Source organism: Escherichia sp. WS338, assembly GCF_046486405.1.
GTDB classification, from domain to species: domain Bacteria; phylum Pseudomonadota; class Gammaproteobacteria; order Enterobacterales; family Enterobacteriaceae; genus Escherichia; species Escherichia coli.
Map to the genome: position 1 here is coordinate 1 of NZ_JBJQLL010000043.1, position 26,346 is coordinate 26,346.

Consider the following 26,346-nt stretch of genomic DNA (forward strand, 5'->3'; position numbering starts at 1 on the left):
GGTGGTCCCACCTGACCCCATGCCGAACTCAGAAGTGAAACGCCGTAGCGCCGATGGTAGTGTGGGGTCTCCCCATGCGAGAGTAGGGAACTGCCAGGCATCAAATTTAGCAGTAAGCCGGTTATAAACCGGTGGTTGTAAAAGAATTCGGTGGAGCGGTAGTTCAGTCGGTTAGAATACCTGCCTGTCACGCAGGGGGTCGCGGGTTCGAGTCCCGTCCGTTCCGCCACTTATTAAGAAGCCTCGAGTTAACGCTCGAGGTTTCTTTTCGTTTGTATTTCTATTATTGCCAAAATCGCAAAAATCCTCTGCGTTTTACGCCATTTTTCCACAACAGTCTGAAGCCCATAATCACCTCAGTTAACGAAAATAGCATTAAAAGAGGCATATTATGGCTATCCCTGCATTTGGTTTAGGCACTTTCCGTCTGAAAGACGACGTTGTTATTTCATCTGTGAAAACGGCGCTTGAACTTGATTATCGCGCAATTGATACCGCACAAATCTATGATAACGAAGCCGCAGTAGGTCAGGCGATTGCAGAAAGTGGCGTGCCACGTCATGAACTCTACATCACCACTAAAATCTGGATTGAAAATCTCAGCAAAGACAAATTGATCCCGAGTCTGAAAGAGAGCCTGCAAAAATTGCGTACCGATTATGTTGATCTGACGCTAATCCACTGGCCGTCACCAAGCGATGAAGTCTCTGCTGAAGAGTTTATGCAGGCGCTGCTGGAAGCCAAAAAACAAGGGCTGACGCGTGAGATCGGTATTTCCAACTTCACGATCCCATTGATGGAAAAAGCGATTGCTGCTGTTGGCGCTGAAAACATCGCTACTAACCAGATTGAACTCTCTCCTTATCTGCAAAACCGTAAAGTGGTCGCTTGGGCTAAACAGCACGGTATCCATATTACTTCCTATATGACTCTGGCGTATGGCAATGCACTGAAAGATAAGGTTATTGCTCGTATTGCAGCTAAACACAATGCGACTCCGGCTCAAGTGATTCTGGCGTGGGCTATGGGGGAAGGTTACTCAGTAATTCCTTCTTCTACTAAACGTGAAAACCTGGAGAGTAATCTTAAGGCACAAAATTTACAGCTTGATGCCGAAGATAAAAAAGCGATCGCCGCACTGGATTGCAACGACCGCCTGGTTAGCCCGGAAGGTCTGGCTCCTGAATGGGATTAAGCCTCTCTGACAGCTCCTCCGGGAGCTGTTTTTACATGCTCGCTAAGGAAATCGATAAAAGCCCGGATGCGCGTACTTACCGCACGGTCGCTGTAATAGACTGCACTGAATGGCATTTCCACTGGCAACACTTTATCTGCCATTAACTCCACCAATTCTCCGCGAGCGATTTCTTTGTCGATCATGTAGTCGGACAAACACGCAATCCCGTTGCCACTCAGGCAAAGCTGTTTCAGTGTTTCCCCACTATTGGAGGACAAACCGTACTTCACCTCATGTAATTGTCCATCGCTACAGGCTATCGGCCAGGTATTGAGGGAAGCGGGTTCAGTGAATCCCAGGCAAATATGTTGCTTTAAATCGTCGATCGTTTCTGGCTTCCCGTAGCGGGAAATATAATCGGGGGAGGCGATAATTTTTCGATAACTGTTAAATAACGGCCTGGCACGTAAGCTGGAATCCGTTAACGTACCGGCGCGTATCGCGACATCCACTTTTCTTTCGATCAAATTAATAATCGTTTCGGAGGAGACTAGCGATAAAGTGACTTCCGGATAGCGTTCACGAAAAGGCTTAATCAACGGCATCAGAAAGTGCAGCACCACTGGAGTTGCGGCATCGATCCGTAACAGTCCACGCGGTGTATTACGCGTCTCCATAATTTCTGATTCTGCCGCTGCCATCTCCTGCAAAATTGACTGTACGCGACGAAAATAACGCTCGCCTTCTTCCGTCAGGCTAAGTTGCCGCGTGGTCCGATTAAGCAGGCTAACGCCAAGTTTCATCTCCAGCTTTTTCACCGCCCGGCTTACCGCTGAGTTTGCTTGCCCTAATTGTTCCGCTGCCCGGCTAAAGCTGCCGCTTTCGACGACTGAAACAAAAATGGCGAGTTCTTCCGACGTGGCTTTCATTTTTGCTCCTGTTGCAAAATAGAAGAGATATTTTGAATTTATTTGTCATTAAACCATCAGGATGCGAGATATGCCATCCGATTTAATGTTCTCAATAATGAGCAAAATCCTGACCGGTGTAAGCACTTGCTTACATAACAATATACAATTGCTCGTTGAAAGAGTGAGCTAAAATCCCTATAACAGTAGAACCCTCCCGAGTGCGGAAGGGTTGACGTGATAGAGGTTTCAAAGTCAAAAGTGCGAAAAAACACCTATGCCATGCGCTATGTTGCCGGACAACCTGCGGAAAGGATCTTACCGCCGGGGTCTTTTGCGAGCATCGGCCAGGCATTACCACCTGGAGAACCGTTAAGTACCGAAGAGCGTATTCGGATCCTGGTGTGGAACATATACAAACAGCAACGCGCTGAATGGTTGTCGGTATTAAAGAACTACGGCAAAGATGCACATCTGGTGTTATTGCAGGAAGCGCAGACAACGCCAGAGTTAGTACAGTTTGCGACTGCTAACTATCTTGCCGCCGATCAGGTACCCGCTTTCGTGCTGCCACAACATCCTTCTGGCGTAATGACCCTTTCGGCGGCACATCCAGTGTATTGCTGCCCGTTACGTGAACGAGAACCCATTTTGCGTCTGGCGAAGTCGGCACTGGTGACGGTCTATCCATTACCTGACACCCGCCTGTTGATGGTGGTTAATATACACGCCGTCAACTTCAGTCTGGGCGTGGATGTCTATAGTAAGCAGTTACTTCCTATTGGCGATCAGATAGCTCACCACAGTGGCCCGGTCATTATGGCGGGAGATTTCAATGCCTGGAGCCGTAGAAGGATGAACGCGTTATATCGCTTTGCACGGGAAATGTCGCTGCGCCAGGTGCGTTTTACCGATGATCAGCGCCGTCGGGCGTTTGGTCGCCCGCTCGATTTTGTTTTCTACCGTGGTCTGAACGTCAGCGAAGCTTCTGTACTGGTTACGCGCGCGTCCGATCACAATCCGCTACTCGTTGAATTCAGTCCCGGCAAGCCTGATAAATAAGGTATGTCAGGTCTGCCACAGGGCAGACCAACGTTTGGCGCTGCCCTTTTATACTCAAATAACAAAAGGACAGCGCAATGACAACACAATCCCACCATGACCACGTAGAAAAGCAGTTTAGCTCTCAAGCCAGCGAATATCTGACCAGTACCGTACATGCATCCGGACGAGATTTACAGCGTCTGGCGGTGCGTCTGGCTGATTATCCTGATGCAAGTGTACTTGATATGGGCTGCGGAGCAGGGCATGCCAGCTTTGTCGCTGCGCAAAACGTGAGCACGGTGGTGGCGTATGACTTATCTGCCCATATGCTGGATGTTGTGGCACAAGCTGCCGAAGCCCGGCAACTGAAAAATATCACCACCCGCCAGGGTTATGTCGAAAGCCTGCCATTTGCCGATAACGCATTTGATATTGTTATCAGCCGTTATTCTGCCCATCACTGGCATGATGTTGGTGCAGCACTGCGAGAAGTGAATAGGATATTGAAACCTGGCGGTAGGCTGATTGTGATGGACGTAATGTCTCCGGGTCATCCAGTGCGCGACATCTGGTTACAGACGGTAGAAGCATTACGCGATACCTCTCACGTACGAAACTACGCCAGCGGTGAGTGGTTGACGTTAATCAGTGAAGCCAATCTGATAGTTGATAATTTAATTACAGATAAGTTACCGCTGGAATTTTCTTCATGGGTAGCGAGAATGCGTACGCCAGAAGCGTTAGTAGACGCTATTCGCATTTACCAACAGAGCGCATCGACAGAGGTGAAAACGTATTTTGCCTTGCAGAATGATGGCTCTTTCACCAGTGATATCATCATGCTAGAAGCACATAAAGCGGCATAAATAAAAAAGGCACCGGGGGAATCGGTGCCTTTTTTATTATCTGGTTTGTCAGGAATCTGGCATGTTGTTGTTTTTCACAAACAACGTCAGCTTATCGCCTGGTTGCAGATTCGCAGTGTCGCTGTTCCAGCGCATTACATCTTTGATGTTCACGCCGTGGCGTTTAGCAATGCTTGAAAGCGAATCGCCTTTGCGCACACGATACGTAATGCTATCGCTGTTGTTTGCCAGTCGCTGTGCGCTACTGCCTGCACCAATCGTCAAACTTTGGCCTGGCTTCAGCTTAGATCCGCGCAGTTTGTTCCACTGCTGCAAATCTTTGGTGCTTACGCCGAGACGTGAAGCGATACTTGAAAGCGTGTCGCCAGAGCGTACGGTGTAAACACGGCTGTTAAGCGGCGTATTGTCGGCAACCAGCGTCGACTGTACAGCAGCAATTTCGCCTGAAGCCAGAGATTCACGCAGTTGATCTGCATGCTTCTTTGGCACCATCACGTACTGCGGACCACTTGCGCCCAGCGTGGAGCCTTTCACGCCTGCGTTGAATGTCTTCAGCTTGCTGACGGAAATCCCCGCCATATCTGCAACCTTCGCCATTTCAACCGGGCTGCTCAGGTGCACACGCGCCAGAGCACGGCTTTCATCGGTCGTTGGCAGACGTACGCCATAACGCTTGCTGTTTTTGAGAATATCACTCAATGCCAGCATTTTAGGCACGTACTGCTTCGTTTCCTGCGGCAACGGTAACGACCAGAAGTCCGTGGATTTCCCACGCGCTTTGTTCGTTTTAATTGCCTTCATGACCCGACCTTCGCCGCTGTTATAAGCCGCTACGGTCAGAAGCCAGTCGCCGTCAAACATCTTGTTCAGACGCTGCATCATGTTCAGCGCGGCAGTTGTTGAAGCAACAACATCGCGACGCGCGTCATAATTGCGTGTCTGTTTCAAACCATAATTGCGCCCCGTGCTCGGAATGATCTGCCAGATGCCCGCGGCATTGGCGCCAGACGTTGCGTGAGGATCAAAAGCGCTCTCCACTATGGGTAGTAGTACCAGTTCCATAGGCATGTTACGTTTTTTAACTTGCCCGGCTATCCAGTACATATACGGCTCTGCCCGTAAAGTTACATCGTGGAGATAGCTCTTATTGCGTAAATATTTCTGTTTCTGTTCGCGAATCCGGTCGTTTTCCGGAATTCCCATCTTTAGCTCGTCGCCAATGAAAGCCCACAAGTCACCATCTGGCGCGATAGACGTCCCATCGTCCATCCATCGTGCCTGACTTGTAAACTTTGCTGCTTCCCCTTGACCAGCTGCAGAAAGGCTCTGTGCGTGCTGTTGAACGTTGCCGGTACTCTGGCAACCCACGAGCAGGACAGAGGCGAGTAATATCGCTTTTGCCTTCATGTGTGTGTCAATAGTTGCTTAAAAGACGACCGATCATAACGGCGAACGGAGCCGATGACAAGAAAGTTTTATCAGAACCTATCTTTCTTTGACCTTAACCATGCAAAACGTTCTTCAGGTTGTTGCAATAATGTTTCTTCATTAATTACATTAATTAAATCAATATCTTCCGTTCTTAAAAAAACATTAATTTGCCGCTCATTTTTCAGAATTACGGGTAGTGTTATTTGATTTTTTGCCCGTAACTCCTTAACTTTACGATAATAATCATTTATGGACAAATCGTGCGGAAGAATACTCAAAGCAAACTTCATATTTGATAAGGTATATTCATGAGCACAACATACCAATGTATCGTCAGGTAACGCACTTAACTTTTTAAGTGATTGATACATTTGTGATGGTGTCCCTTCAAACAACCGACCACACCCACCAGAAAACAGCGTGTCGCCGCAAAATAGATAAGGTTTACTGAAGTAACAGATATGTCCTAAAGTGTGACCCGGTGTGGCAATTACACTAAATTCATGCCCCAAAACGAAGGCAGTTTCGCTATCTTTGACTACCTGTGTTGTTCCCTTATCTTGTGTCTCTTGTGGACCATACACCACAATTTGCGGAAACTTTTTCACCAGTTCTTTTACGCCGCCAACGTGATCGTGGTGATGGTGGGTGAGAAATATGGCCTCCGGTTGCCAGTTATTGGCGGCAATGGCGTTTAATACTGGCTCTGCGTCTCCGGGATCGACAATCAGGCAGCGACCTGCTTCATCATTCAAAACCCAGATGTAATTGTCATCAAAGGCGGGAATACTGTTAAGATTCATAGATTACCTCTCAGTGTGAAACGGAAGGTTGTGATGAAACCGGCAAGAGTCCCTCAAACTGTCGTGGCTCCTGATTGCTGGGGCGATTTGCCCTGGGGAGAGCTTTATCGCAAGGCGCTGGAGCGTCAGCTCAACCCGTGGTTCACTAAAATGTATGGTTTTCATCTGCTTAAGATTGGCAATTTAAGCGCAGAAATCAATTGCGAAGCGTGCGCGGTTTCTCATCAAGTGAATGTTTCTGCGCAAGGAATGCCCGTCCAGGTGCAGGCGGATCCACTTCATCTTCCTTTTGCCGATAAATCCGTTGATGTTTGTCTACTGGCACATACATTGCCGTGGTGCACTGATCCGCATCGTTTATTGCGTGAAGCCGATCGGGTACTGATTGATGATGGCTGGCTGGTGATTAGTGGCTTCAATCCCATCAGTTTAATGGGATTACGCAAACTTGTGCCGGTATTGCGCAAAACATCGCCCTATAACAGCCGGATGTTCACTCTGATGCGGCAGCTGGACTGGCTCTCTTTGTTGAATTTTGAAGTGCTACACGCCAGCCGTTTCCACGTTCTTCCGTGGAACAAACACGGAGGAAAACTATTGAATGCGCATATTCCTGCGCTTGGTTGCTTACAACTTATTGTTGCCCGGAAACGGACTATTCCTTTAACGCTAAATCCGATGAAACAGAGCAAGAATAAACCGCGAATTCGCCAGGCGGTTGGTGCCACCCGGCAATGTCGTAAACCACAGGCTTAAACTTCGACTTGATAGCCTGTATCTTCCAGTGTGGGATTCATTGCCGCAGCACGAGCCAGTTCATCACAGCGTTCGTTTTCCGGGTGTCCGGCATGGCCTTTAACCCATTCCCATTTGATTTGATGCTGCCCCAGAGCAGCATCAAGACGTTGCCAGAGATCGACATTTTTTACTGGTTTTTTGTCTGCTGTTTTCCAGCCACGTTTTTTCCAGTTATGGATCCACTTGGTGATACCCTGGCGGACATACTGGCTGTCGGTACTCAAAATGACTTCGCAATGTTCTTTTAACGCCTCCAGCGCGACAATAGCGGCCATCAACTCCATACGGTTGTTGGTGGTGCGGGTGTAGCCAGCGCTAAAGGTTTTCTCGCGTCCGCGATAGCGTAAAATAGCGCCGTAACCCCCAGGTCCTGGATTACCCAGACACGAACCATCGGTGAAAATTTCTACCTGTTTAAGCATCTCTGGTAGACTTCCTGTAATTGAATCGAACTGTAAAACGACAAGTCTGACATAAATGACCGCTATGAGCACTGCAATTACACGCCAGATCGTTCTCGATACCGAAACCACCGGTATGAACCAGATTGGTGCGCACTATGAAGGCCACAAGATCATTGAGATTGGTGCCGTTGAAGTGGTGAACCGTCGCCTGACGGGCAATAACTTCCATGTTTATCTCAAACCCGATCGGCTGGTGGATCCGGAAGCCTTTGGCGTACATGGTATTGCCGATGAATTTTTGCTCGATAAGCCCACGTTTGCCGAGGTAGCCGATGAGTTCATGGATTATATCCGCGGCGCGGAGTTGGTGATCCATAACGCAGCGTTTGATATCGGCTTTATGGACTACGAGTTTTCGTTGCTTAAGCGCGATATTCCGAAGACCAATACCTTCTGTAAGGTCACCGATAGCCTTGCGGTGGCGAGGAAAATGTTTCCCGGTAAACGCAACAGCCTCGATGCGTTATGTGCCCGCTACGAAATAGATAACAGTAAACGAACGCTGCATGGGGCATTACTCGATGCCCAGATCCTTGCGGAAGTTTATCTGGCGATGACCGGTGGTCAAACGTCGATGGCTTTTGCGATGGAAGGAGAGACACAACAGCAACAAGGTGAAACAACAATTCAGCGCATTGTGCGTCAGGCAAGTAAGTTACGCGTTGTTTTTGCGACAGATGAAGAGCTTGCAGCACATGAAGCCCGTCTCGATCTGGTGCAGAAGAAGGGCGGAAGCTGCCTCTGGCGGGCATAAATACCTGTAAAAGGCGCTAAAAATAGCGACTTGGGCGATTTTTGCAGCAAACGATTCAAAAGATGAGAAAAACCGTTGACGAAGGGTGAGGCAATCCGTAATATTCGCCTCGTTCCCAACGGAACACAACGCGGAGCGGTAGTTCAGTCGGTTAGAATACCTGCCTGTCACGCAGGGGGTCGCGGGTTCGAGTCCCGTCCGTTCCGCCACTATTCGAGGCCATGCTGTTGATTAGCATGGCCTTTTATATGCTTGTTTTTTCGGTATGCCATCCAGTATGCCATTGCCGTCCGGCTTGCACTGGCTCACCTGAAATAGCTTCAGACAACTCACTCACCTCTCATCTCGCTGGCAGTGCTCCCGGATTGGTGTCGGGCGATGATGTTGTTCAGCTTATCAATCAGCTCAGGTCGCTTGAATACGATTTGTGCAGTTCCCTTCTGAAAATACTTAATCACAAACATCTCATCCTCATAGTGGTTGCTGTGCCGGTTTTCATGAATATGGTCTCCCAGCCGACGGGTAACGTCAGCGCGGTTGTCGGGAACAGGCTTCCCGTCAAGGATCATCAGCATTCGCTCAAGGTCTGCTAACCGGTCACGCTGTCAGCCATGGTTAAGCCCGAATCCCCACCGGTCGAATTTGACCAGTCCCGTCACAATGATTTTCGCTCCAAACCCGCAGGGCGAATTCGTCTTAAAATTCCAGCTTAATCCTTTGAAAACGTTAATGACGCCACGCTAAAACACCTCACCCTTGTTCAAATGCAGTTGCTTAAAGGTGCTCAGAATATTCGCTTCGCTGACCACCGGAATATCATCCTTTTCTAGGCTGTTGTACCACTGGTTACGGGCCTGAGCGTCCATAATCGACAGCATCCCTGAGCGTTTCATTAAATCCCGCCATTTACCGCGATCGAGATTGCGGGTAATGGCTTTCATCGCTGTTTCAGGCTTCTCCATAAGCCAGCAACCACAGCGAAAATCCTGTTTCATGACCCAGTCCAGGGCGGTTTTTCCGCCGATACTGAGGGTTTGTGTCGAAATATCGTTAATCTGGTGGAGCAATGCTTCAATCTGTGTCAGCGCCGCATTACGTCCGGTGACGATGCGTTCAATACTGGTGGAGCAAATCACATCGGTATGATCGGTTAATACTTCGGGGTTGGTGAGAGTAGGTTCTGACATTATTTATTTCCTTTATACAAAGCAAAGCGCCAGCCGGTGGGGGCTGGCACGTGTATGTGTGTAATGAGTACGGACAGGGAGTTAATCTGTACGGGTCTTTTGCAGACGTTGAAACTGACACAGCTCGCGAACGTCCTGACATGCACGTTCAATCCAGGGAAACAGTACTGCCGAATCTGTTTTATCCTCATCGTTGTCAAAGATAATTCCCGATTCGCAGTCGATATTGTTCGTAAGCGTAAAGCCAATGCCGTCTGTAACTCCTGATCCTTGCAGACTAAATTAGAGCTCCTTCTAAATTAGACGGAGTTCTATTGATGGATAAACCTACAGACTGGCGCTCTGGGACGCGCCGGATATTTTCTAATGAATTTAAGCTTCATATGGTTGAACTGGCTTCGAAACCAAATGCCAATGTTGCACAACTGGCCCGGGAACATGGCGTTGATAACAACCTGATTTTTAAATGGCTACGTCTCTGGCAAAGAGAAGGACGTATTTCTCGTAGAATGCCTCCAACTATTCCATTACGGTAAAATGACACTGGGAAATCCTTCACCAGAGCTGCTCACGGTGTTGATCCGTGAACTGACCGGGAGGGGAAGATGATCTCACTCCCATCAGGTACCCGCATCTGGCTCGTGGCCGGCGTTACCGATATGCGTAAATCCTTCAACGGTCTGGGAGAACAGGTACAACATGTGCTGGATGAGACCCCCTTCTCAGGTCACCTGTTTATCTTTCGTGGCCGACGGGGTGACACTGTTAAAATACTCTGGGCCGATGCTGATGGTCTGTGCCTGTTCACCAAACGCCTGGAGGAAGGCCAGTTTATCTGGCCTGCGGTGCGTGACGGTAAGGTATCCATTACCCGCTCGCAACTGGCAATGCTCCTCGATAAGCTGGACTGGCGTCAGCCAAAAACATTCCGCCTTAACTCACTGACAATGTTGTAAAAAATGCCTGGCCGCATTATAAAAACGGCCATGAGTCAGAAATACCTCATTCGCATTGCAGAACTGGAAAGCCAGCTCCGTCAGAAAGACCAGCAACTGAGTCTGGTTGAAGAGACGAAGACCTTCCTGCGCTCTGCACTGGCACGTGCCGAAGAAAAGATCGAAGAAGATGAACGGGAAATAGAACATCTGCGGGCTCAGATAGAAAAACTGCGCCGGATGCTGTTCGGTACCTGTTCTGAAAAACTGCGTCGTGAAGTTGAACAGGCTGAGGCCCTGCTGAAACAACGCGAACAGGACAGCGATCGTTACAGTGGGCGGGAAGACGATCCACAGGTTCCCCGCCAGTTGCGGCAGTCGCGCCATCGTCGTCCGTTCCCGGCACACCTTCCCCGTGAAATACACCGTCTGGAGTCTGAAGAAAGCTGTTGCCCGGAGTGTGGCGGTGAGCTGGATTATCTGGGGGAAGTCAGTGCAGAACAACTGGAACTGGTGAGCAGCGCTCTGAAAGTGATCCGCACAGAACGGGTAAAAAAAGCCTGTACAAAATGTGACTGCATCGTTGAAGCACCGGCGCCGTCCCGCCGCGATAGAGCGTGGTATCGCGGGCCCCGGATTACTTGCCCGCGTGTTTACGGGAAAATACTGCGAACACCTGCCACTGTATCGTCAGAGTGAAATCTTTGCCCGACAGGGTGTCGAACTGAGCCGTGCATTACTCTCCAACTGGGTTGACGCGTGCTGCCAGTTAATGACGCCGCTGAATGATGCCCTGTATCGTTATGTGATGAATACCCGCAAGCTTCACACTGACGACACACCGGTAAAGGTACTGGCACCGGGCCTGAAAAAGACGAAAACAGGGCGCATCTGGACGTATGTCCGGGATGATCGCAATGCGGGTTCGTCATCTCCTCCGGCGGTCTGGTTCGCGTACTCACCGAACAGGCAGGGGAAACACCCGGAGCAACACCTCCGCCCCTTCCGGGGTATCCTGCAGGCGGATGCGTTCACAGGTTACGACAGGCTGTTCAGTGCAGAACGCGAAGGTGGTGCGCTGACAGAAGTTGCGTGCTGTGCTCATGCCCGGAGAAAAATCCACGATGTATACATCAGCAGCAAAAGTGCGATGGCAGAAGAAGCCCTGAAGCGAATCAGTGAACTGTACGCCATCGAGGATGAAATACGGGGATTACCAGAGTCAGAGCGTCTTGCAGTCAGGCAGCAGCGAAGCAAAGCGTTACTGACGTCGCTGCATGAATGGATGGTGGAGAAGAATGGCACGCTGTCGAAAAAATCCAGACTGGGCGAAGCGTTCAGCTATGTACTGAATCAGTGGGACGCCCTCTGTTATTACCGTGATGACGGTCTGGCGGAGGCGGACAATAACACAGCGGAAAGAGCGCTTCGTGCAGTCTGTCTCGGAAAGAAAAATTACGTGTTCTTCGGTAGCGATCACGGCGGCGAGCGTGGAGCACTGCTGTACGGGCTGATCGGCACCTGCCGTCTGAACGGTATCGATCCGGAAGCGTATCTGCGCCATATTCTGAGCGTACTGCCGGAATGGCCCTCCAACCGTGTTGACGAACTCCTGCCATGGAACGTAGTTCTCACCAATAAATAAGCGTCAATACGGTGCTCCGTTGACGCTTACTATTGTTCTGCAGCTAAATAGCTGCGCGGAATAGTAGATCACTTTGAGGGAACTCAGCCCGGATTGTGCGATCTGATCAATCGCCAAATCAAAACAAATCACCAACCGGACTGAGCAATGCCGATCATAGCACCAATTTCCCGTGACGAACGACGCCTGATGCAGAAAGCCATCCATAAAACACACGATAAAAATTATGCCCGCAGACTGACTGCCATGCTGATGCTGCACCGGGGCGACCGTGTCAGCGACGTTGCCAGAACGCTCTGCTGCGCCCGTTCCTCTGTTGGACGCTGGATTAACTGGTTCACGCAGTCGGGTGTTGAGGGACTGAAATCATTACCTGCCGGGCGTGCCCGTCGCTGGCCGTTTGAGCATATCTGCACACTGTTACGTGAGCTGGTAAAACATTCTCCCGGCGACTTTGGCTACCAGCGTTCACGCTGGAGTACAGAACTGCTGGCAATAAAAATCAATGAGATAACCGGTTGCCAGTTAAATGCCGGAACCGTTCGCCGCTGGTTGCCGTCTGCGGGGATTGTGTGGCGAAGGGCTGCGCCAACTCTGCGTATCCGTGACCCGCATAAAGATGAAAAGATGGCAGCAATCCATAAAGCACTGGACGAATGCTGCGCAGAGCATCCGGTCTTTTATGAAGATGAAGTGGATATCCATCTTAATCCCAAAATCGGTGCGGACTGGCAACTGCGCGGACAGCAAAAACGGGTGGTCACGCCGGGACAGGTAAAGCCAGCTATGTGGGCGGCAACAGCAAAAGTTCGGCGCTGTTCATCAGCCTGCTGAAACGGCTTAAAGCGACATACCGTCGGGCGAAAACCATCACGCTGATCGTGGACAACTACATTATCCACAAAAGCCGGGAAACACAGAGCTGGCTGAAGGAGAACCCGAAGTTCAGGGTCATTTATCAGCCGGTTTACTCGCCATGGGTGAATCATGTTGAACGGCTATGGCAGGCACTTCACGACACAATAACGCGTAATCATCAGTGCCGCTCAATGTGGCAACTGTTGAAAAAAGTTCGCCATTTTATGGAAACCGTTAGCCCATTCCCCGGAGGCAAACATGGGCTGGCAAAAGTGTAGCGGTATTAAGCGCAGCTATTTAGGCAATCAGAATTTCCAGCGCCGTTTCCGTGATTAATGATGTCATGTCGTTCCTAGTTACCAGTCGAAAGTGGGCAGGCCCGGCAGACATCCTGCACTGGCAGCCAGATGAATGAGACCGACGCCATAACACCGGATGAGAGTGACAACCAGACGACGGAACGTTTTTGACAGGCCAAGACGTTTAAGCCGCAGAACCGGATACGACCACGCATCAGTACGTAACAGATAACCGGTACCTGTAAAATGAATCCATTCTGATTCGCCGAAGTCATTCGTCTGATGTGACAGTGAGTACAGCCAGGCGTTGTCCTTTTCCGTGATATGTGCGGTACTGCAACGAACGTATGTCGGTAAGGGCAGTAAACGGTGGTGGAGAGTCGGTTGTCTGCTGTTCGGGAGCATCCACCACGCGGAGTGAATAACCGTTTTCAGCGACCTTATTATTCAACTCAGCGGGGTCAATACCATCGACGTCAACGACAATTCGCCCCATGTTCAGTGCCTGCACGTTAACGCTGTCTGCTTCGAGCGTCAGAGTCAGTTTCATCGTTTCGCCTCCGAATGTTCACCCCGGATGATGTCGTTCACCATTCTGTAGTTGCTGCGGGTCATCAGGCCGGTTGCCCGGCGGGCCCGGAGGATATCAATACTGTTTATTAACTGAGAACGGGTACAAGCGCTGAATCCTGGCTGGTCGGTACGTACCAGTGCGTATTTTTCAACGAGAAAGTTCACCGCATCGCACAGTGAAATGCCTGCCTCAATATGCTGCTCAATCACACGTTCATCAGCGAACGGTGTGTCATTCAGTGTGAGGCCGTAATGCTGGTCCAACAGTTGGGTGAGCAGTGTCTGCCAGATGGTGACGGGAGACGGGCAGCGCGATGCCTCCCGTACGTGTGTGTCAGGTAATGTTTTCATCTTAAGTTCTCTGTAACTGGTAGTGCTAAAGGTGAGATATTCGGGGTTATGAGGTGGTTGCGGGTGCCAGTGTCGGATAAACAGCCATATAAACGTAACCACAGCTGCCGAGGGTGTCGGCTTCGCAGGTCAGCCCTCTGGCATACAGCGTGACGGTATGCTGATGGCGGGGATTCAGTTCACCGATGGTGAGCATGAGTTCCAGTTGTTTCATCAGCAGTGGAAAAGCCTGGTCCAGATGGTATGCATCCGCGTCGCTGAACTGCCCTCTGATACCGGCGCGGTCGGCAAGGTAATGCAACTGATTGCCCTCCTGCACCAGACGTGCCCCGAAACAGGGCGTCACGGTGCAGGGTAGCCCCCACCAGGGGCGGTCGTTGTTGTCGTCGGGATAATTTGTTTCATGGAGCGTGTCTGACACGATAAAGTCCTCACAGAAAATCGGTGAATGATAGTTTAACGATGACAGGTCAGCCGGCGTGGAGACCGGCTTCGGTGAAGGTATATGCATTGATGTGAATGGCCTCATCTACAGCGGCGTCTGAGGTCAGCCAGTCGTACTCGTTTTCCAGCTGGCGGTACAGCCAGAAGGCCAGGTCGCGCAGGGCTTCGCTGACAGCGGCTTCCGCATCGGCTGTCAGTGCCTGACCAGTCGGACTGTTCCGGGTGACGGTGATATCCATGCTGTACGGATGGCAGTAACGTCCCCGGTGACTGATTTCAGCCTGTAACTGCCAGAAGTTACGCTTCTGTACCGCCTGCAGGGCATCCGCGATACGATGAAGCTCACGGTCCTGAGGGGCATATTCCCTGATTTTCCGGGGTGTCGCTGGCTGCCAGTGCCAGCGCCCTTCAAAACAGGCTCCGTCCCCCTGGCTGCAGAATCCGCTGAACCAGATGCACGGCTCTTCCATAAACCTGCCGTTGCTGAGCCGGAAAACGCGCTGGCGGAGGTCAATTCCGAAAATGCCACAGACCTCCCTGAAGTCCTCATACACGTTTTCATACCAGTTGCTGTCAGCATGATGCTGACGGTACCAGTCGCGGGCTTTTTCCTGTGCGGTGGAGGATAGCTCATGCAGTGTATACACGGTGGTGGTGATAATTCTGCTCATCAGAATGCCCTTACTGACTCAGTTCAGAGTGACGCTCATCAGCCGGACATACGGGCCAAAACTGTCCTTACGGCGTTCAGCAAACACGGCCAGCACACCGGGAATATCCTGCACTTCACGACCGGTATACGTTTCAGTGCTGCCGTGCCAGCGGTATTTGCCGGTACAGAACGGAAAAAGACGGGATGCAGGATGCTGTTGGTGAATACGCATGGCTTCACCACGGGTGATGATTTTCATAATGGGATACCTCTGAAGACAGAAGATAAAAGTGAAAACAGGTGTGATGTGGTTGTGACGGGTTAAAGCAGACCATGTTCGGCAAAGGAGAAAACCTGGCTGCCACCGACTATCAGATGGTCCGGCACCCGGATATCCACCAGGCCCAGTGCCTGTACCAGACGTTCCGTGATAAGCCGGTCTGCCTTGCTGGGTGTGACTTCACCGGACGGGTGATTATGTGCCAGCACCACGGCTGCGGCATTGTGATACAGGGCGCGTTTAATCACTTCCCGGGGATGGACTTCCGTGCGGTTGATGGTGCCGGTGAAGAGGGTTTCACCGGCAATCAGCTGATTCTGGTTATTCAGATACAGCACCCGGAACTCTTCACGCTCCAGTCCCGCCATGTTCAGAATCAGCCATTCCCGTGCCGCACGGGTGGAGGTGAAGGCCACGCCGGGTTCATGAAGATGGCGGTCCAGGGTTTTCAGGGCCCGCAGAATGAGGCTGCGCTCTCTGGTTGTCATTTCTCCGGGCAGAAAGGAAAGCTGCTGCATTGTCCCTGCCTCCATTCAGTCGATGATGCGCATAATGGCGCTGCATTCCGGATGCTGCAGGGCGTAATCCCGCAGACGGTAATAATGAACCGTCATGGCATAACACTCCGTACGGCAGGCGTGATGACTGTACGTCATCAGACAGGCGGCAATGCCGGCGGCTTCCGGGCTCATTTCAGCGCGGTTACCGTTCATGGCATTGAACAGTACCCATGTTTCGTCATCATCGTCATCCGGTTCGGGTGCCATAAATGCCCCGCCGTTGTTCAGGGTGTACAGATTCCAGATACCACCGCAGTAGTTTTCGCACAGACGGTCCATCCAGCCGAAGACACGGGGCTCCAGGGTCACCCACTGTGGAATGAGGCCAAAATGCTGCGGCCAGAAGCTGATGCGCTGTTCATCAGGGACTATGGTGGCAACCAGTTGTTGCAGGCCAGTCTCCGGTGCACAGGCCGAAGAGGTGGTGTTCTGAGACAATGTTTTCATGTATGAAATCCTTGTAATGTGAATAAATGAGAGGGAGTAAAGGTCGGGAGCTGGCAACATCACGTTCATCACTGACCGTGAGACCCGGTAATATCAGGGATGAATGATATTCGGCTGAAATTCCGGACAGCCGTACGCGTAACCGTTCCGGTCACAGACGGATGGCCAGATGCCATTGCCTGTACTCAGTCTGCACAGACTGATTTCTCCGGGACGGTAAAGCAGACGGGTACACCAGGCGCACAGGTCATCATCAGAAATGGAACGACACCCCGGCAGCGCCTCCGGGGCGTCGGGTGATTCTGGTGCCTGAATCACGCCTTCAGGGACATGCTGCATCAGCGCTGGCTCTCCAGCAGCGTTTCTGCCATTACCCACAATGCGCGGTTGAGCTTAATATCGGTGTCGATGCTGTGAATGGCACGGGTGTGGATACGTTTTCCTTTTGCACTGCGACCGGAAATCCCGCCTTTCAGCATATTCTCCTGGATGGTCTGATAAGTACTCCACAGGTCCTTACCGTAATCCTCCCGGCGTCGTGGCGTCAGAATGTCGGCGGTGGTGACGGGCCGATGTTCGTCACCATAACGGTAAGTCAGTGCCGCCTGTGCCAGCGCCTGGCGTGCCGGTGGCGGCAGAATCAGCGACTGCATGGCATCACGCATCTCCTCTATCCGGTCAAACACGCCCACCACCTCGTAAGCCCCTTCAATGACTCTGTCCACCACATTTCCCCGGTGCGGAACACGCACTTCCCCCAGAGACTGACCACAGACGCATCCGTTCTGGCAGACGAACCTGAAGTAACCCGGCAGCATCTGGTAGCTGGAGGTACCGTCATGAGAGTTGAGCAGAATAATTTCAGGGACATGTTCTCCGTTTATCTCTCCGTTACGGCGCAGGCGCAGCATGTGTTTTGTGTATCCCCGGCGGCCCGGGTCGCGCACACAGGTCTGGCAGGCGAAGAATGGCTGAAAGCCTTCCCGCTGCAGGCTTTCCAGTACGGTGATGGTGGGGATGTACGTATAGTTCTGGCTTCGGGACGTGTGTTTCTCTTCCCCGAAAATCCCCGGCACATGGTGCATCAGCTCTTCATGTGTCAGTGGACGGTCACGGCGTATCTGGTTCGCAGCATAACCAAAACAACTGGCTAATCGCATACTTTGCTCCTTATCGGTGGTTAAGATTTACTGGTGTAATAAATGAAAAAGCCACGTCTCCCGGAGAAGACGCAGCCTGATGGGTGAAATGAATGACGTTTATTGTCTTAGAGGACCGTCACTGGCGAGCCGCGTATTAAGCACCTTTCCGGCATCGGGTTCAGAATTCCGGCAGCGCCAGCGTCGCTGACCTTCCGCGTTGCGGATAACCCAACGGAAATGCATTCCCGGGTCATCCTGGATAAACACATTGCGGTAAGCTGTTATGACAGCAACCTCCTGTTCGCGTAAGAAAGGGGCTTCGGAAAATAAGAGTAATGTACAGCCCCTCATGTGTTTTCACCTGAAAATAAAAAGCCCCAGCCATAATGGCAGGAGCGAATTTACTATTGATTTTAATAATGCGCAGATAAGACGCATAATTCCTTTAATAGTTTTGTTCGTTATGGATTATTCGAGTGGATAGTCGCGATAGTGCCAGTATTTACCATCAACATAAAAGGTCACCTTACCGCGACGTTTACCCTCCCTATAAAACGTATCGAAATTCCAGGTAACATTCTTGCCAGTTGAATAGCTGCCACCAACGACAACATCACCAACCATTATTGCATGAACAACCACGCCATAAGCGTTAAGTCTGCCTTTACCATTGGGGGAATTGAAAGGGATTCGGACAACGCTTGCTGCACCCCAGGGGTCAGTTTGTTCAACAAAGCAGAGACCTTTAAAGCGTAAACGTGCATTACATGGGAACTGGTTACGGTTTTGCGCGAACTCCACATATTCCGGGAACGGTGCACGACCTTTCTCAGGACGCTTTACTAATGCGGCGTCGCTATCAGGTACGATAGTCATGAACAGGAAAGCAACAAAGAACGTTAAAATGTGTCGGTGTTTCATGATAAAAATCCTTCTTAAATTATTCGATACCACGGCTTACGGAATACGACCGATTAATTCGGCGTTATGGCAGAAATCCATGGTCGTATAATTATCCGCGGCCAGTAGATGAATGCTGGCAGACATGACTTCTGGCGGTTCGCAAGCGATGTCCATTAAACGTGGACAGGCTTTGGCTTTTTATCGCTAATAACTAGCCCAGTGCAGGTATCCCCCTGCATCAGTTTATACACTTCGTGTTTACTGAAGCTATATATTAACACCGGTGACTCGTCCGGGTTAATAATTACAGATTCTTCAGTTGGTTCGCAGTGACGGATATCCGAACCACCGAGTGCATAAGTGTCGGTGATGCCAATTTCACAGAAAAGAATGATAGTATAAAGTATAGTTTTGATTTTCATTTCACTCACAGTTGCGAAAAGGTTGAATACTTACAGCTCCATTCTGGCAAGATATTGTTTGAAATCTTCTTGCGCTTTCATTAGATCACGACGTTCGGACTTATTCATTCTGCTGAGGATCGCATCATTCACACATTGCGCAGGCAGGCGGAGTAAGACATGAGTCTTATGTTTTTGTCTGATCTCTTTTACTTTACGATCCGATTCACCAACACCATGAGTATCGAGCACCCCGGTTCGAAAGAACTCGTCAAGTTCGTTACTTTGCGCAAGGTATTGAGTATCGACAAAGACGTAGTGACACGAGTTTTTGTTCTCAGCCCAATACCCGATCTGAATATCAGACCATAAGGCGTCCTTGTTGTTTAGCAAGTAGAAAGTCCTGGTTTCGTTGTCAGCGACGAAAATTATGCTGCTGTTTTTACTACGGTAAATCGTGTATCTGTTACCCGGATAATTCGCAATTTCTTCGGCCTTATAGAGGAGACTGTTTAAATATTCTTTTTTATACCCGGTTTCGTTTTTCCAGCCTGCTTTTTCTTTGTAAAACCATACTCCCTGCGGAAAACCGGTGATATCCTCTTCAAACTGACCCAGCGATTCGGCAGTCGCGGTGATGGAAATGAGTAAACCGATAACCAGAATTAAAAAATGTTTCATTTCATGCACTCCTTAAATAAATCGGGGGCCAGGAAGTCCCCCTCTCCTGTAATCGTTATTCGTACCAGGTATTCCAGCACGACTGGATAAAGTTATTATCCATCACTTTCTTAACGTTTTTGGCAGACGGGTTAAACGTCGCAACTTTCTTCTCGTTTATGTACAGTTCAAACCCGGTTGCAGTGCTTATTGCTTTTACAAAGCTAACCCAGGCGTTATCGTTCATACGGGTACCGTCAGGAACCACACCCCAGAATTCTTCACCGTCAATAACGAAACTAATATTTTTTTCTTCCGAGTTTGCGACCACCTTATCTCCTTTGTAAATATAGATTGTGTGCGCCAGCACATTGTTTTCGTTGGGGTTACCTGTGCAACTGATATTGATACCCCACTTACCGTTATCAATACTGAACTCAGTAACGCCCATCGTGAAGCCACTGCCCCACATATTTGGAATAGCGTGTGCTACAGATACGGTCACAGTTAAAACTACAGCCAGGAAAATATTTGACAGTCTCATAATTTTCTCCCCAAAATTAAATAAATCAATCTTAACCATCGTCCGGGTAATATATATCTGAAAATATTTTCAATAACACCAGCCAGGAAAAACACCACCACAGGCGGTGGCGTTTCTTTGGGGCGTCTTTATTTAATCCGGGCCATCGCGTTTCTCAGTGCCAAATCTGCCTCTTCCGTTTTCTCCAGACTTTTCTGCAACACCGCCTCTGACCGGGTCAGTGCCTGACGCGCCTCCAGTGGTTTCCGGATATGCTCCATCGCCAGCATCGTGTCTTCATAGCCCTGCTGACGCCAGGTGTCGATATGTGCCGATGTAAAACTGAGCAGACCGCCACTTTTGCCTTCTTCCCCTGTTTGTTTCAGCTTTTTCCGGGGACGGATTTCAAGGATTGTGGTGTCCGGAAAAGCCCGGCGATCCCATAAAGAACCGTCACTCAGATGCGACACAATCACCATATTGCATCCGGCATCCACCAGTGGCGTCACAGGGGTATTCCCCTGCATATTTTGCCATCCGCCCATACCACCATCACCGTACATTTTTCCCTGTACCTCACGGGGACGGAACAGCAGGGGCAGTGCTGCTGACGCCAGTAAGGCTTCTTTCTGCTGCCCGTGGGGCAGGCTCTGGATATGCTGAAAAACGGAGTTTTTTGTAGTTCCGGTACCCAGTTCAGCACGAATGCAGTCGATAATATCCTGCATTCCCCCTTCCGTGGGGTACAGCGACACATACAACGGTAGCCCGTCAGCCAGATCATCAGTATCAAGATAATGATCCATCAGCACTGTCAGGGGCCCATCTGACAACAACGGCTGAGTCATCAGATTGTCAAACCTGTTGATTGTCGATATATGGTGAAGAAGCGTCGTAAGCAGTGCGCCCGCACGTCCGGGGAGCTGGCAGAGGTTCATGGCCGGGAGCAGTTTTTTCAGCAATGAAAAGTAAACCAATCTGTTTACCGACAGCACCTGATTATTCCCCAGATGATCCCAGAGCGCCTCCAGGCGTACGGCAGCTTCTGACAGATCGGGAGAGGCCGCGATAATGGCACCATTGAATGCGCCAATGCTGGCCCCTGAAACCATGCTGATCTGTGTACCACACTCTGCCAGTGCCTTAACCACTCCCGCCTGATAAGCGCCCACCGCCCCGCCACCGGACAGCACCAGCCCCGTTTTCATTTCTGTACTCATGCAGCCCCCTTCTGAAATATTTCATCGACCATACTTTCAGAGAGGCGTTCTGCAGAGCAGAGGCGAGGCATGCGAACCGGTAAGTGTTCTGCAGCCTGCGTGGTTGACCAGATCACCGGATGCTGCTCTTCACTGCACCAGTCTCCCAGCCAGTTAATCGCGTCATGCCACTCGTTATCTGCCTGCTCCCGGCCCTGACCACCAAGCCAGTCCAGAGTGTTCAGACGCACGGTTGCACTACCGCCACTCTCCTGTGCCATCTGCGTTAATGCTTTATGTCTGAGAATATCCAGTAGCTGGTTAACCTGGCCTGTTTCGCCCTGACGTATCACATCACCAAACGCGCCCCAGCGAAGCTCTTCAAGTGCCACATAACAACGTCCGGCAGGGGAAAATGACGCGTATCGCCCGGCGCTCCACCATGAGAATATCTGCTCAAGATGTAACTGCGCCCGCTGAACCTGGTCAACACGGTGGAGTTTTTCTTCAAGATGATTCAGTTTATGGTGAACCTGATCGGCCAGGATGAGTAACTGCTCCCGTGTATCTGCGGAATAATGCGCCAGCCTGGCAGTATCACTGACCAGTGAACTGACCCTGTCGTTTACCCGGGTAATCGCGTAGTTTGTGGTGGCAAGTGACGTTGTCAGCTCCGTCAGCCAGCGCAGGGACGCCTCAACGCCCTGTGCAAGCGAAGCATTGATGGCATTCTGCCGTGCAGCGCCTTCGCCGGTCAGTCCCTCTTTTAAACGCCGGAAGAACGTGCGCTCTCTGGCCGTGCGGATATGCTCCTGTGCAACATCGATTCCGTTTGCGAAATCAACCACAAATTTTTCAGGAAGACAGGTGAGTACCTGACATACCCGGTTATCAGCAATTTGTTGAATAAATGGTGAAGTCACAGCATTGTCTCCAGCTCTTCCCTCAGCGCCTTACTGTCAGTAATGAGCTCAGGAACCCTTTCATTTAATGCCTGAAGTCTCCCGGTAAGCCGTTCCTGTGCCTGCTGATCGCGTTTATGATCTTCAGAGCTCTGAATCAGCGTGTTACGCAGTTGTTCAACTTTCTCCCTGAATGCGCAGAAAAAGGCATCGATTTCCTGGCGGACGGGCTGGTTAATATCCTGCTCAATGGATGCCTGCAGCTCCCCGAAATATGCCCGGGTCAGTGACATAACTTCCTCTCTGACCTTGTTGATATTGATCACGCTGCGACTCACATCCTCGTCATAGTTTTCCCAGCCCAGGTCACTGGTGCCAAACCATCGACAAACGGTTCCCCATACGCCACTCTGCCGACGGCGACGGGTGACGGTCTCCGTTCTTTCCTCCATAAGCGCACTCAGATTTGTTTTTACCGCGAGCCGGGTCTGTAACTGACTGACTGCCGGAAAACTGATTTTTACGGTAAAGCCCTCATCCTCCAGGCGGGCATTGATGCGACCGGCAATGTTTTCTGTGGCGTACAGGGCCGTGCCACGAAAACCTGTTTCAATCCCGCTGACGATTTTCTCCAGCTCAGGCCGGAACTGTGCTTCAGCCTCACGGTGCAGGCTGGTCACAGTTGACTCAATTTCCTCTATATATTCAATTGCTTCCCTACGATTATTTAGTGTTATCTCGGGGTTTTCCGGGTCAAAGTCTCGTTTCCTGTAATCTTCCCAGCCCGGGTTGTTGATACCGGACCATTGAGAAATCTTTCCCCATAATCCGGACCGGGACCTTCGTTGTTCTGCGTCTTCTTCCTCCAACATTTGCTGTTCTTTGCGTTTACCAGTTCTGAAATAGTCATTCAGCTCCTCTTCCAGTGAGGTGCAGACCCCCGTCAGTAATTCCCGGGTTCTGGCATCGATCTCCTCCATGGCCATTCTGACATCAGTGGTCATCTGCTCCTGACAGTCCGCGATTTCCCGGATATCCGCAAGCAGGCTGGTGATATGCGACTGCAGTGACTGAATGCTTTGCTGTAGCCCCTGATGGCGTAACAACAGGTATTCACTGATATTTTCTGCATTCTGCATCAGTTTTGCGGCGGCAGAGTCAACCGCCAGTGCCGCAGCTCTGGAATGTGAGCTCTGTATGACTTCCGTTATCAGTTGATCGATAAGTGAGCCTTCCCACAGGTCTGTCGCCCCTTCAGTTGCCAGTTCACTGTCTTTACAGACGTATTCTTTTTTCATGCAACCGAAGGCACCTCTGATAAAATCATCGACCCAGGCTTCATCAACAGGAAGGGTTCCGTTTTTCCGTAACTCATGAAGCGCACGGTTAGCCAGGTATGCCTGGCGTGAGGATCCGGGATAAACGCGGGAGGCGGGCAGCACATCGCTGTTCAGCATTGCCGGAACTTTCTGGCGTACGGCATCTGCCCCATCGCCATTGCGGTCTTTCTCATCAAATTTATTGACCAGTACAAACAGGCGGCCGGCTGATACGTCAGCAATGGCATTAAGCTCTTTACGGACGTCTTCATCCGCTTTTGAGTTCATCTGGGTGTAATCCATCACAGCCAGAACCGCAGAGGCTTTCTGCAGTTGATCCCGCATCATCACTTCCATCTGCGGTTGTCCGGCCTCATTAGGGCCGGGGGTATCCAGCAGTGTGAGTGTTCCCTGGCATGCATCCATCCCCACCAGATGGCTGAATTCCACGTCGATCACCGGCAGTTTCTGCACTTCTGCGTATTCATCAAAAGGAAATTCAGTCCCCATTGCCGCAGCAAGACGAACCAGATCGTTTAACGATGCCAGTCCGGTAAAGATTTCCTCCTCCCCGTGGTATTCATTTTTGAGCCAGCCATCATCCGTCAGAATATCCAGCAGTTCGCGGGTATCCCCGGTTTGCTGCAGGGTCTGTGCGACCTGCTGTCCTGCCGGGGTGGCGAGTTTTTCCTGCAGTGTGATTAATAAATTGCGGACAGGCTGAATATGTTCCAGATGGAGAACCGGCTCAGTTTTTCCGGGAACGTGGCGGATGAGCGTCGGTACAGAGGTCATGGGGCGGTTACGGTTAGGCAGAATTTCCTGCCCCACAATGGCGTTGATGGTGGTTGATTTGCCTGCTTTCATCGTGCCGACAACAGCCAGCACCATCTCCCTGCGGGCGGTTTTGATTTGTTCGCCCTCCAGCTCCTCAATTCTTTTCAGTGCTTTCTGTTTATCAAAAAGCAGTCTGTTTTCGTTCTTACTGTCAGATAACACATCTGGCTCCTCAACCATTTGCCGGAGCAGATTAATGTTCAGTTGCAAAAGTCGGTCGGCTTCATCACAAAGCAGGGCGATGTTCTTTTCGTGCATTATTTAACCTTCCTGAGACGCATTTTCATGACAACCACGGAGGAGGTCATTTACTACAAACGATCGTTTATAACGATCGATATGATAGTAACGATCGATGTATTCTATTAACTTGGGAAGCACAACGCAAGGGGACACCCCGGGTATGGCTGCGTTTGCATAGTGTTTTCATGGAGTTAAAAATCTGTAACAACAGCCTGGTACATCACCACCGGGTTCAGAAGAAAATCCAGTTCCATACCGCGCGGGCAACAGAGACCACCGTGTCACGAACTGCGCGCAGGGCCGTACGGACAACAGAGGCAACACAGACACTCTCCGCCGTGTCAAATATCCGGTCCACCGCACCGGTAAACTGTTCACGGGTCTGAGTGCGGACAGACTCCGTGCGCAGTTCGTCCTGCAGGCGTGTCATCAGAGGGATGGCGGCATGTCCGGGAAGCGCTGTCATGAGTGCACTGACCGGGGTGACCTCCCCCTGAAACAGTGCATTACAGAGTGAGGATTTACCGGCCCCGCTTTTACCCATAATGCCAGGCACGGGTTCGTGGCTGGTGAGTTTGCGCAGATGTTCCAGGATGTGACGGGAAAGTGAGTAAGGCAGGGAGGAGAGCGGTTTTTCAATTGCCTCAATGGCATCAGACGGATTCATACATGTATTCCCGGTGAAAAAAGACAAAACCCCGCGCACCGGAAAGGTGGCGGGGGGATTCACGGAGATAATATCTGCCTGAAATTATTTGGAATGCAGGTATATGTGGCTGATTTGTATCAGCTAATGAGTACAGGTCTGAATCTAATCTGACAGTCCGCTCTGTGCCAGGAGCGGACTGTCCAACCCATCCCTGAAGAGCCTAGATTATGTATGGTAATTCAGTCATCAAAATAACGTTGGTCACCATCACAAAATTCACATCCTCGGATATGGCTCAGTTCAGGAACGCTATCGCTCAGGTGACCGCAACAACCACATACATGAAGCTCGGTGTAATAGATGAAACACTGAGTGCAAAGATAGCCGTCTCCAAATTTACATACGCTTTCAGGAGTCATGCAATTGGTACATCCAGCAGGAAATACGGAGAGTAGCTGTTCATCCACACTGTGGAACAACTCCTCATCCAGCAGTTTATACCTATCCGAAGTGTAGTCGCAGTGTTCGCATTCAAAATCACTATCTCCCTCAGGTAGCAATTGAGGTATTTCGCAGTCTGGACAAACTAGGGTAATTTGCCTTACAGCACTGGTGCAAACCTTACACCGCGTAACTTCAAGCTTACGGTTTTCATTACCGGTCGTTTCAGTCCCTGTTACCGTCGCATGCTGATGGCACTCATTGCAGTTACCGATTTGAATATTCTTTTCAGAGAGCTGCTCGAGTTCAGGCTTAACCTGTTTAAACCGCACCTCGGCATAAAATTTGTTTCCCCTAATCAGACGAGTTTCACCGAAAGCCAGCTTCCAATTATGTTTGACACCGAAGATAACTTTCCATTCATCCCTTAATAACCGGTTCAGGGCAAACCAGGCGTCAGCTTGTTCTTTGAGTATTTGACGTTGTTCAGCCTCGGTGAAAGTGGGGTGGTAGAAATGAACTACGCGGTTGCGGTGCTTTCTGAACCGCCCCGGGTTTCCTGGAGAGTGTTTTATCTGTGAACTCAGGCTGCCAGATCATCGTTTCCGATGGAAGCATAATAAGCTTTTTCTGCTTCTGCCGGAGGAGTAT

The 26,346-nt window shown here is 50.5% G+C and carries 27 protein-coding genes, 2 tRNA genes, 1 rRNA gene and 5 pseudogenes; 12 read left to right on the forward strand and 23 right to left on the reverse strand.

The annotated features are described in order from the left end of the window. The 3 genes from rrf to dkgB all read left to right on the forward strand — a co-directional run. Positions 1-99, forward strand: a 5S ribosomal RNA gene (gene rrf, locus ACJHWT_RS22365); the annotation flags it as partial. 53 nt (positions 100-152) lie between these two features. Continuing rightward, positions 153-229: transfer RNA gene (locus ACJHWT_RS22370), tRNA-Asp, on the forward strand. 162 nt (positions 230-391) lie between these two features. Next, the gene (dkgB, locus tag ACJHWT_RS22375) at positions 392-1,195 is read left to right on the forward strand and encodes a 2,5-didehydrogluconate reductase DkgB (protein ID WP_000997016.1); all 804 of its coding nucleotides are present in this window, start codon (positions 392-394) and stop codon (positions 1,193-1,195) included. Here the strand turns inward: dkgB and yafC are convergent. Further along, positions 1,192-2,106 (reverse strand): DNA-binding transcriptional regulator YafC, encoded by a 915-nt coding sequence (yafC, locus tag ACJHWT_RS22380; RefSeq protein WP_000648565.1) that lies wholly within the window; start codon positions 2,104-2,106, stop codon positions 1,192-1,194. The genes dkgB and yafC overlap by 4 nt on opposite strands. 240 nt (positions 2,107-2,346) lie before the next feature. On the opposite strand from yafC, the gene ACJHWT_RS22385 reads away from it, so the two are divergent. Beyond that, positions 2,347-3,147, forward strand: coding sequence for an endonuclease/exonuclease/phosphatase family protein (locus ACJHWT_RS22385; RefSeq protein WP_001230983.1), 801 nt, complete (start codon positions 2,347-2,349; stop codon positions 3,145-3,147). 77 nt (positions 3,148-3,224) lie between these two features. Next, complete coding sequence (locus tag ACJHWT_RS22390) at positions 3,225-3,995, forward strand: class I SAM-dependent methyltransferase (protein WP_000211720.1); 771 nt, start codon at positions 3,225-3,227, stop codon at positions 3,993-3,995. 48 nt (positions 3,996-4,043) lie between these two features. Here ACJHWT_RS22390 and mltD read toward each other — a convergent pair whose 3' ends face one another. Continuing rightward, the gene (gene mltD, locus ACJHWT_RS22395) at positions 4,044-5,402 is read right to left on the reverse strand and encodes a murein transglycosylase D (protein ID WP_000644685.1); all 1,359 of its coding nucleotides are present in this window, start codon (positions 5,400-5,402) and stop codon (positions 4,044-4,046) included. A 71-nt stretch (positions 5,403-5,473) separates the two neighbouring features. Continuing rightward, positions 5,474-6,229 (reverse strand): hydroxyacylglutathione hydrolase, encoded by a 756-nt coding sequence (gloB, locus tag ACJHWT_RS22400; RefSeq protein WP_001052735.1) that lies wholly within the window; start codon positions 6,227-6,229, stop codon positions 5,474-5,476. A 33-nt stretch (positions 6,230-6,262) separates the two neighbouring features. Here gloB and ACJHWT_RS22405 point away from each other — a divergent pair, with 33 nt between their 5' ends. Then, the gene (locus ACJHWT_RS22405) at positions 6,263-6,985 is read left to right on the forward strand and encodes a class I SAM-dependent methyltransferase (protein ID WP_001295200.1); all 723 of its coding nucleotides are present in this window, start codon (positions 6,263-6,265) and stop codon (positions 6,983-6,985) included. Here ACJHWT_RS22405 and rnhA read toward each other — a convergent pair. Beyond that, positions 6,982-7,449: a ribonuclease HI gene (gene rnhA, locus ACJHWT_RS22410; RefSeq protein ID WP_000917878.1), complete on the reverse strand. Its 468-nt coding sequence runs from the start codon at positions 7,447-7,449 to the stop codon at positions 6,982-6,984. The genes ACJHWT_RS22405 and rnhA overlap by 4 nt on opposite strands. A 64-nt stretch (positions 7,450-7,513) precedes the next feature. Between rnhA and dnaQ the strand changes: the two genes are divergently transcribed. Next, on the forward strand, positions 7,514-8,245 hold the full coding sequence (gene dnaQ / locus ACJHWT_RS22415; protein WP_001308374.1) for a DNA polymerase III subunit epsilon: 732 nt from the start codon (positions 7,514-7,516) through the stop codon (positions 8,243-8,245). A 132-nt stretch (positions 8,246-8,377) separates the two neighbouring features. After that, positions 8,378-8,454: transfer RNA gene (locus ACJHWT_RS22420), tRNA-Asp, on the forward strand. 120 nt (positions 8,455-8,574) lie between these two features. Here ACJHWT_RS22420 and ACJHWT_RS22425 read toward each other — a convergent pair. Beyond that, positions 8,575-9,432: pseudogene (locus ACJHWT_RS22425) on the reverse strand (DUF4942 domain-containing protein). An 81-nt stretch (positions 9,433-9,513) separates the two neighbouring features. Then, positions 9,514-9,708: a DUF957 domain-containing protein gene (locus ACJHWT_RS22430; RefSeq protein ID WP_001313570.1), complete on the reverse strand. Its 195-nt coding sequence runs from the start codon at positions 9,706-9,708 to the stop codon at positions 9,514-9,516. A 41-nt stretch (positions 9,709-9,749) separates the two neighbouring features. Between ACJHWT_RS22430 and ACJHWT_RS22435 the strand changes: the two are divergent. From ACJHWT_RS22435 to ACJHWT_RS22450, 4 genes and pseudogenes are all read left to right on the forward strand, one after another. Further along, positions 9,750-10,041: pseudogene (locus tag ACJHWT_RS22435) on the forward strand (transposase). Next, a complete protein-coding gene (gene tnpB / locus ACJHWT_RS22440; protein WP_000624707.1) occupies positions 10,038-10,388 on the forward strand; it encodes an IS66 family insertion sequence element accessory protein TnpB in 351 nt (116 codons plus the stop codon). The pseudogene ACJHWT_RS22435 and the gene tnpB overlap by 4 nt, the downstream one beginning before the upstream one ends. Positions 10,389-10,418: 30 nt before the next feature. Continuing rightward, positions 10,419-12,012, forward strand: a pseudogene (gene tnpC, locus ACJHWT_RS22445) (IS66 family transposase). 147 nt (positions 12,013-12,159) lie between these two features. Next, positions 12,160-13,148 (forward strand): annotated as a pseudogene (locus ACJHWT_RS22450) (IS630 family transposase). Between the two features lie 78 nt (positions 13,149-13,226). On the opposite strand, the pseudogene ACJHWT_RS22455 reads toward ACJHWT_RS22450, so the two are convergent. The 17 genes and pseudogenes from ACJHWT_RS22455 to ACJHWT_RS22535 form a co-directional block, all read right to left on the reverse strand. Continuing rightward, positions 13,227-13,719: pseudogene (locus ACJHWT_RS22455) on the reverse strand (DUF5983 family protein). Next, a complete protein-coding gene (locus ACJHWT_RS22460) occupies positions 13,716-14,093 on the reverse strand; it encodes a TA system toxin CbtA family protein (protein ID WP_000854730.1) in 378 nt (125 codons plus the stop codon). Before ACJHWT_RS22460 ends, ACJHWT_RS22455 begins: the two are co-directional and overlap by 4 nt. Before the next feature lie 46 nt (positions 14,094-14,139). Then, a complete protein-coding gene (locus tag ACJHWT_RS22465; RefSeq protein WP_001285481.1) occupies positions 14,140-14,514 on the reverse strand; it encodes a type IV toxin-antitoxin system YeeU family antitoxin in 375 nt (124 codons plus the stop codon). Between the two features lie 49 nt (positions 14,515-14,563). Continuing rightward, positions 14,564-15,208, reverse strand: a complete 645-nt coding sequence (locus ACJHWT_RS22470) for a hypothetical protein (protein WP_000086759.1) — start codon at positions 15,206-15,208, stop codon at positions 14,564-14,566. An 18-nt stretch (positions 15,209-15,226) separates the two neighbouring features. After that, positions 15,227-15,448: a DUF987 domain-containing protein gene (locus ACJHWT_RS22475; protein WP_000692315.1), complete on the reverse strand. Its 222-nt coding sequence runs from the start codon at positions 15,446-15,448 to the stop codon at positions 15,227-15,229. Positions 15,449-15,510: 62 nt separating this feature from the next. Then, entirely contained in the window at positions 15,511-15,987 is a 477-nt protein-coding gene (locus tag ACJHWT_RS22480; RefSeq protein WP_001313574.1) for a RadC family protein, read from the reverse strand. A gap of 15 nt (positions 15,988-16,002) precedes the next feature. Beyond that, positions 16,003-16,476: an antirestriction protein gene (locus ACJHWT_RS22485; protein WP_001313575.1), complete on the reverse strand. Its 474-nt coding sequence runs from the start codon at positions 16,474-16,476 to the stop codon at positions 16,003-16,005. A 93-nt stretch (positions 16,477-16,569) separates the two neighbouring features. After that, the gene (locus ACJHWT_RS22490; RefSeq protein WP_001164966.1) at positions 16,570-16,815 is read right to left on the reverse strand and encodes a hypothetical protein; all 246 of its coding nucleotides are present in this window, start codon (positions 16,813-16,815) and stop codon (positions 16,570-16,572) included. Further along, a complete protein-coding gene (locus ACJHWT_RS22495) occupies positions 16,815-17,636 on the reverse strand; it encodes a DUF932 domain-containing protein (RefSeq protein ID WP_001234359.1) in 822 nt (273 codons plus the stop codon). The genes ACJHWT_RS22490 and ACJHWT_RS22495 overlap by 1 nt, the downstream gene beginning before the upstream one ends. Before the next feature lie 99 nt (positions 17,637-17,735). Further along, entirely contained in the window at positions 17,736-17,969 is a 234-nt protein-coding gene (locus ACJHWT_RS22500; protein WP_001213776.1) for a DUF905 family protein, read from the reverse strand. Between the two features lie 117 nt (positions 17,970-18,086). Further along, positions 18,087-18,539 carry a hypothetical protein gene (locus ACJHWT_RS22505; RefSeq protein ID WP_000682723.1) on the reverse strand — a complete coding sequence of 151 codons (453 nt, stop codon included), beginning with the start codon at positions 18,537-18,539 and terminating at the stop codon, positions 18,087-18,089. Positions 18,540-18,973: 434 nt separating this feature from the next. Further along, entirely contained in the window at positions 18,974-19,603 is a 630-nt protein-coding gene (locus ACJHWT_RS22510) for a hypothetical protein (RefSeq protein ID WP_000680181.1), read from the reverse strand. Positions 19,604-19,658: 55 nt separating this feature from the next. Continuing rightward, entirely contained in the window at positions 19,659-20,126 is a 468-nt protein-coding gene (locus ACJHWT_RS22515) for a hypothetical protein (protein ID WP_001239911.1), read from the reverse strand. Positions 20,127-20,254: 128 nt separating this feature from the next. Further along, complete coding sequence (locus ACJHWT_RS22520; protein ID WP_000102646.1) at positions 20,255-21,325, reverse strand: patatin-like phospholipase family protein; 1,071 nt, start codon at positions 21,323-21,325, stop codon at positions 20,255-20,257. Further along, positions 21,322-22,227: a diguanylate cyclase regulator RdcB family protein gene (locus ACJHWT_RS22525; protein WP_000203555.1), complete on the reverse strand. Its 906-nt coding sequence runs from the start codon at positions 22,225-22,227 to the stop codon at positions 21,322-21,324. Before ACJHWT_RS22525 ends, ACJHWT_RS22520 begins: the two co-directional genes overlap by 4 nt. Next, positions 22,224-24,620 carry a dynamin family protein gene (locus ACJHWT_RS22530; protein WP_041498383.1) on the reverse strand — a complete coding sequence of 799 codons (2,397 nt, stop codon included), beginning with the start codon at positions 24,618-24,620 and terminating at the stop codon, positions 22,224-22,226. Before ACJHWT_RS22530 ends, ACJHWT_RS22525 begins: the two co-directional genes overlap by 4 nt. A 217-nt stretch (positions 24,621-24,837) precedes the next feature. Next, the gene (locus ACJHWT_RS22535; protein WP_001069809.1) at positions 24,838-25,272 is read right to left on the reverse strand and encodes a hypothetical protein; all 435 of its coding nucleotides are present in this window, start codon (positions 25,270-25,272) and stop codon (positions 24,838-24,840) included. Between the last annotated feature and the right edge of the window lie 1,074 nt (positions 25,273-26,346).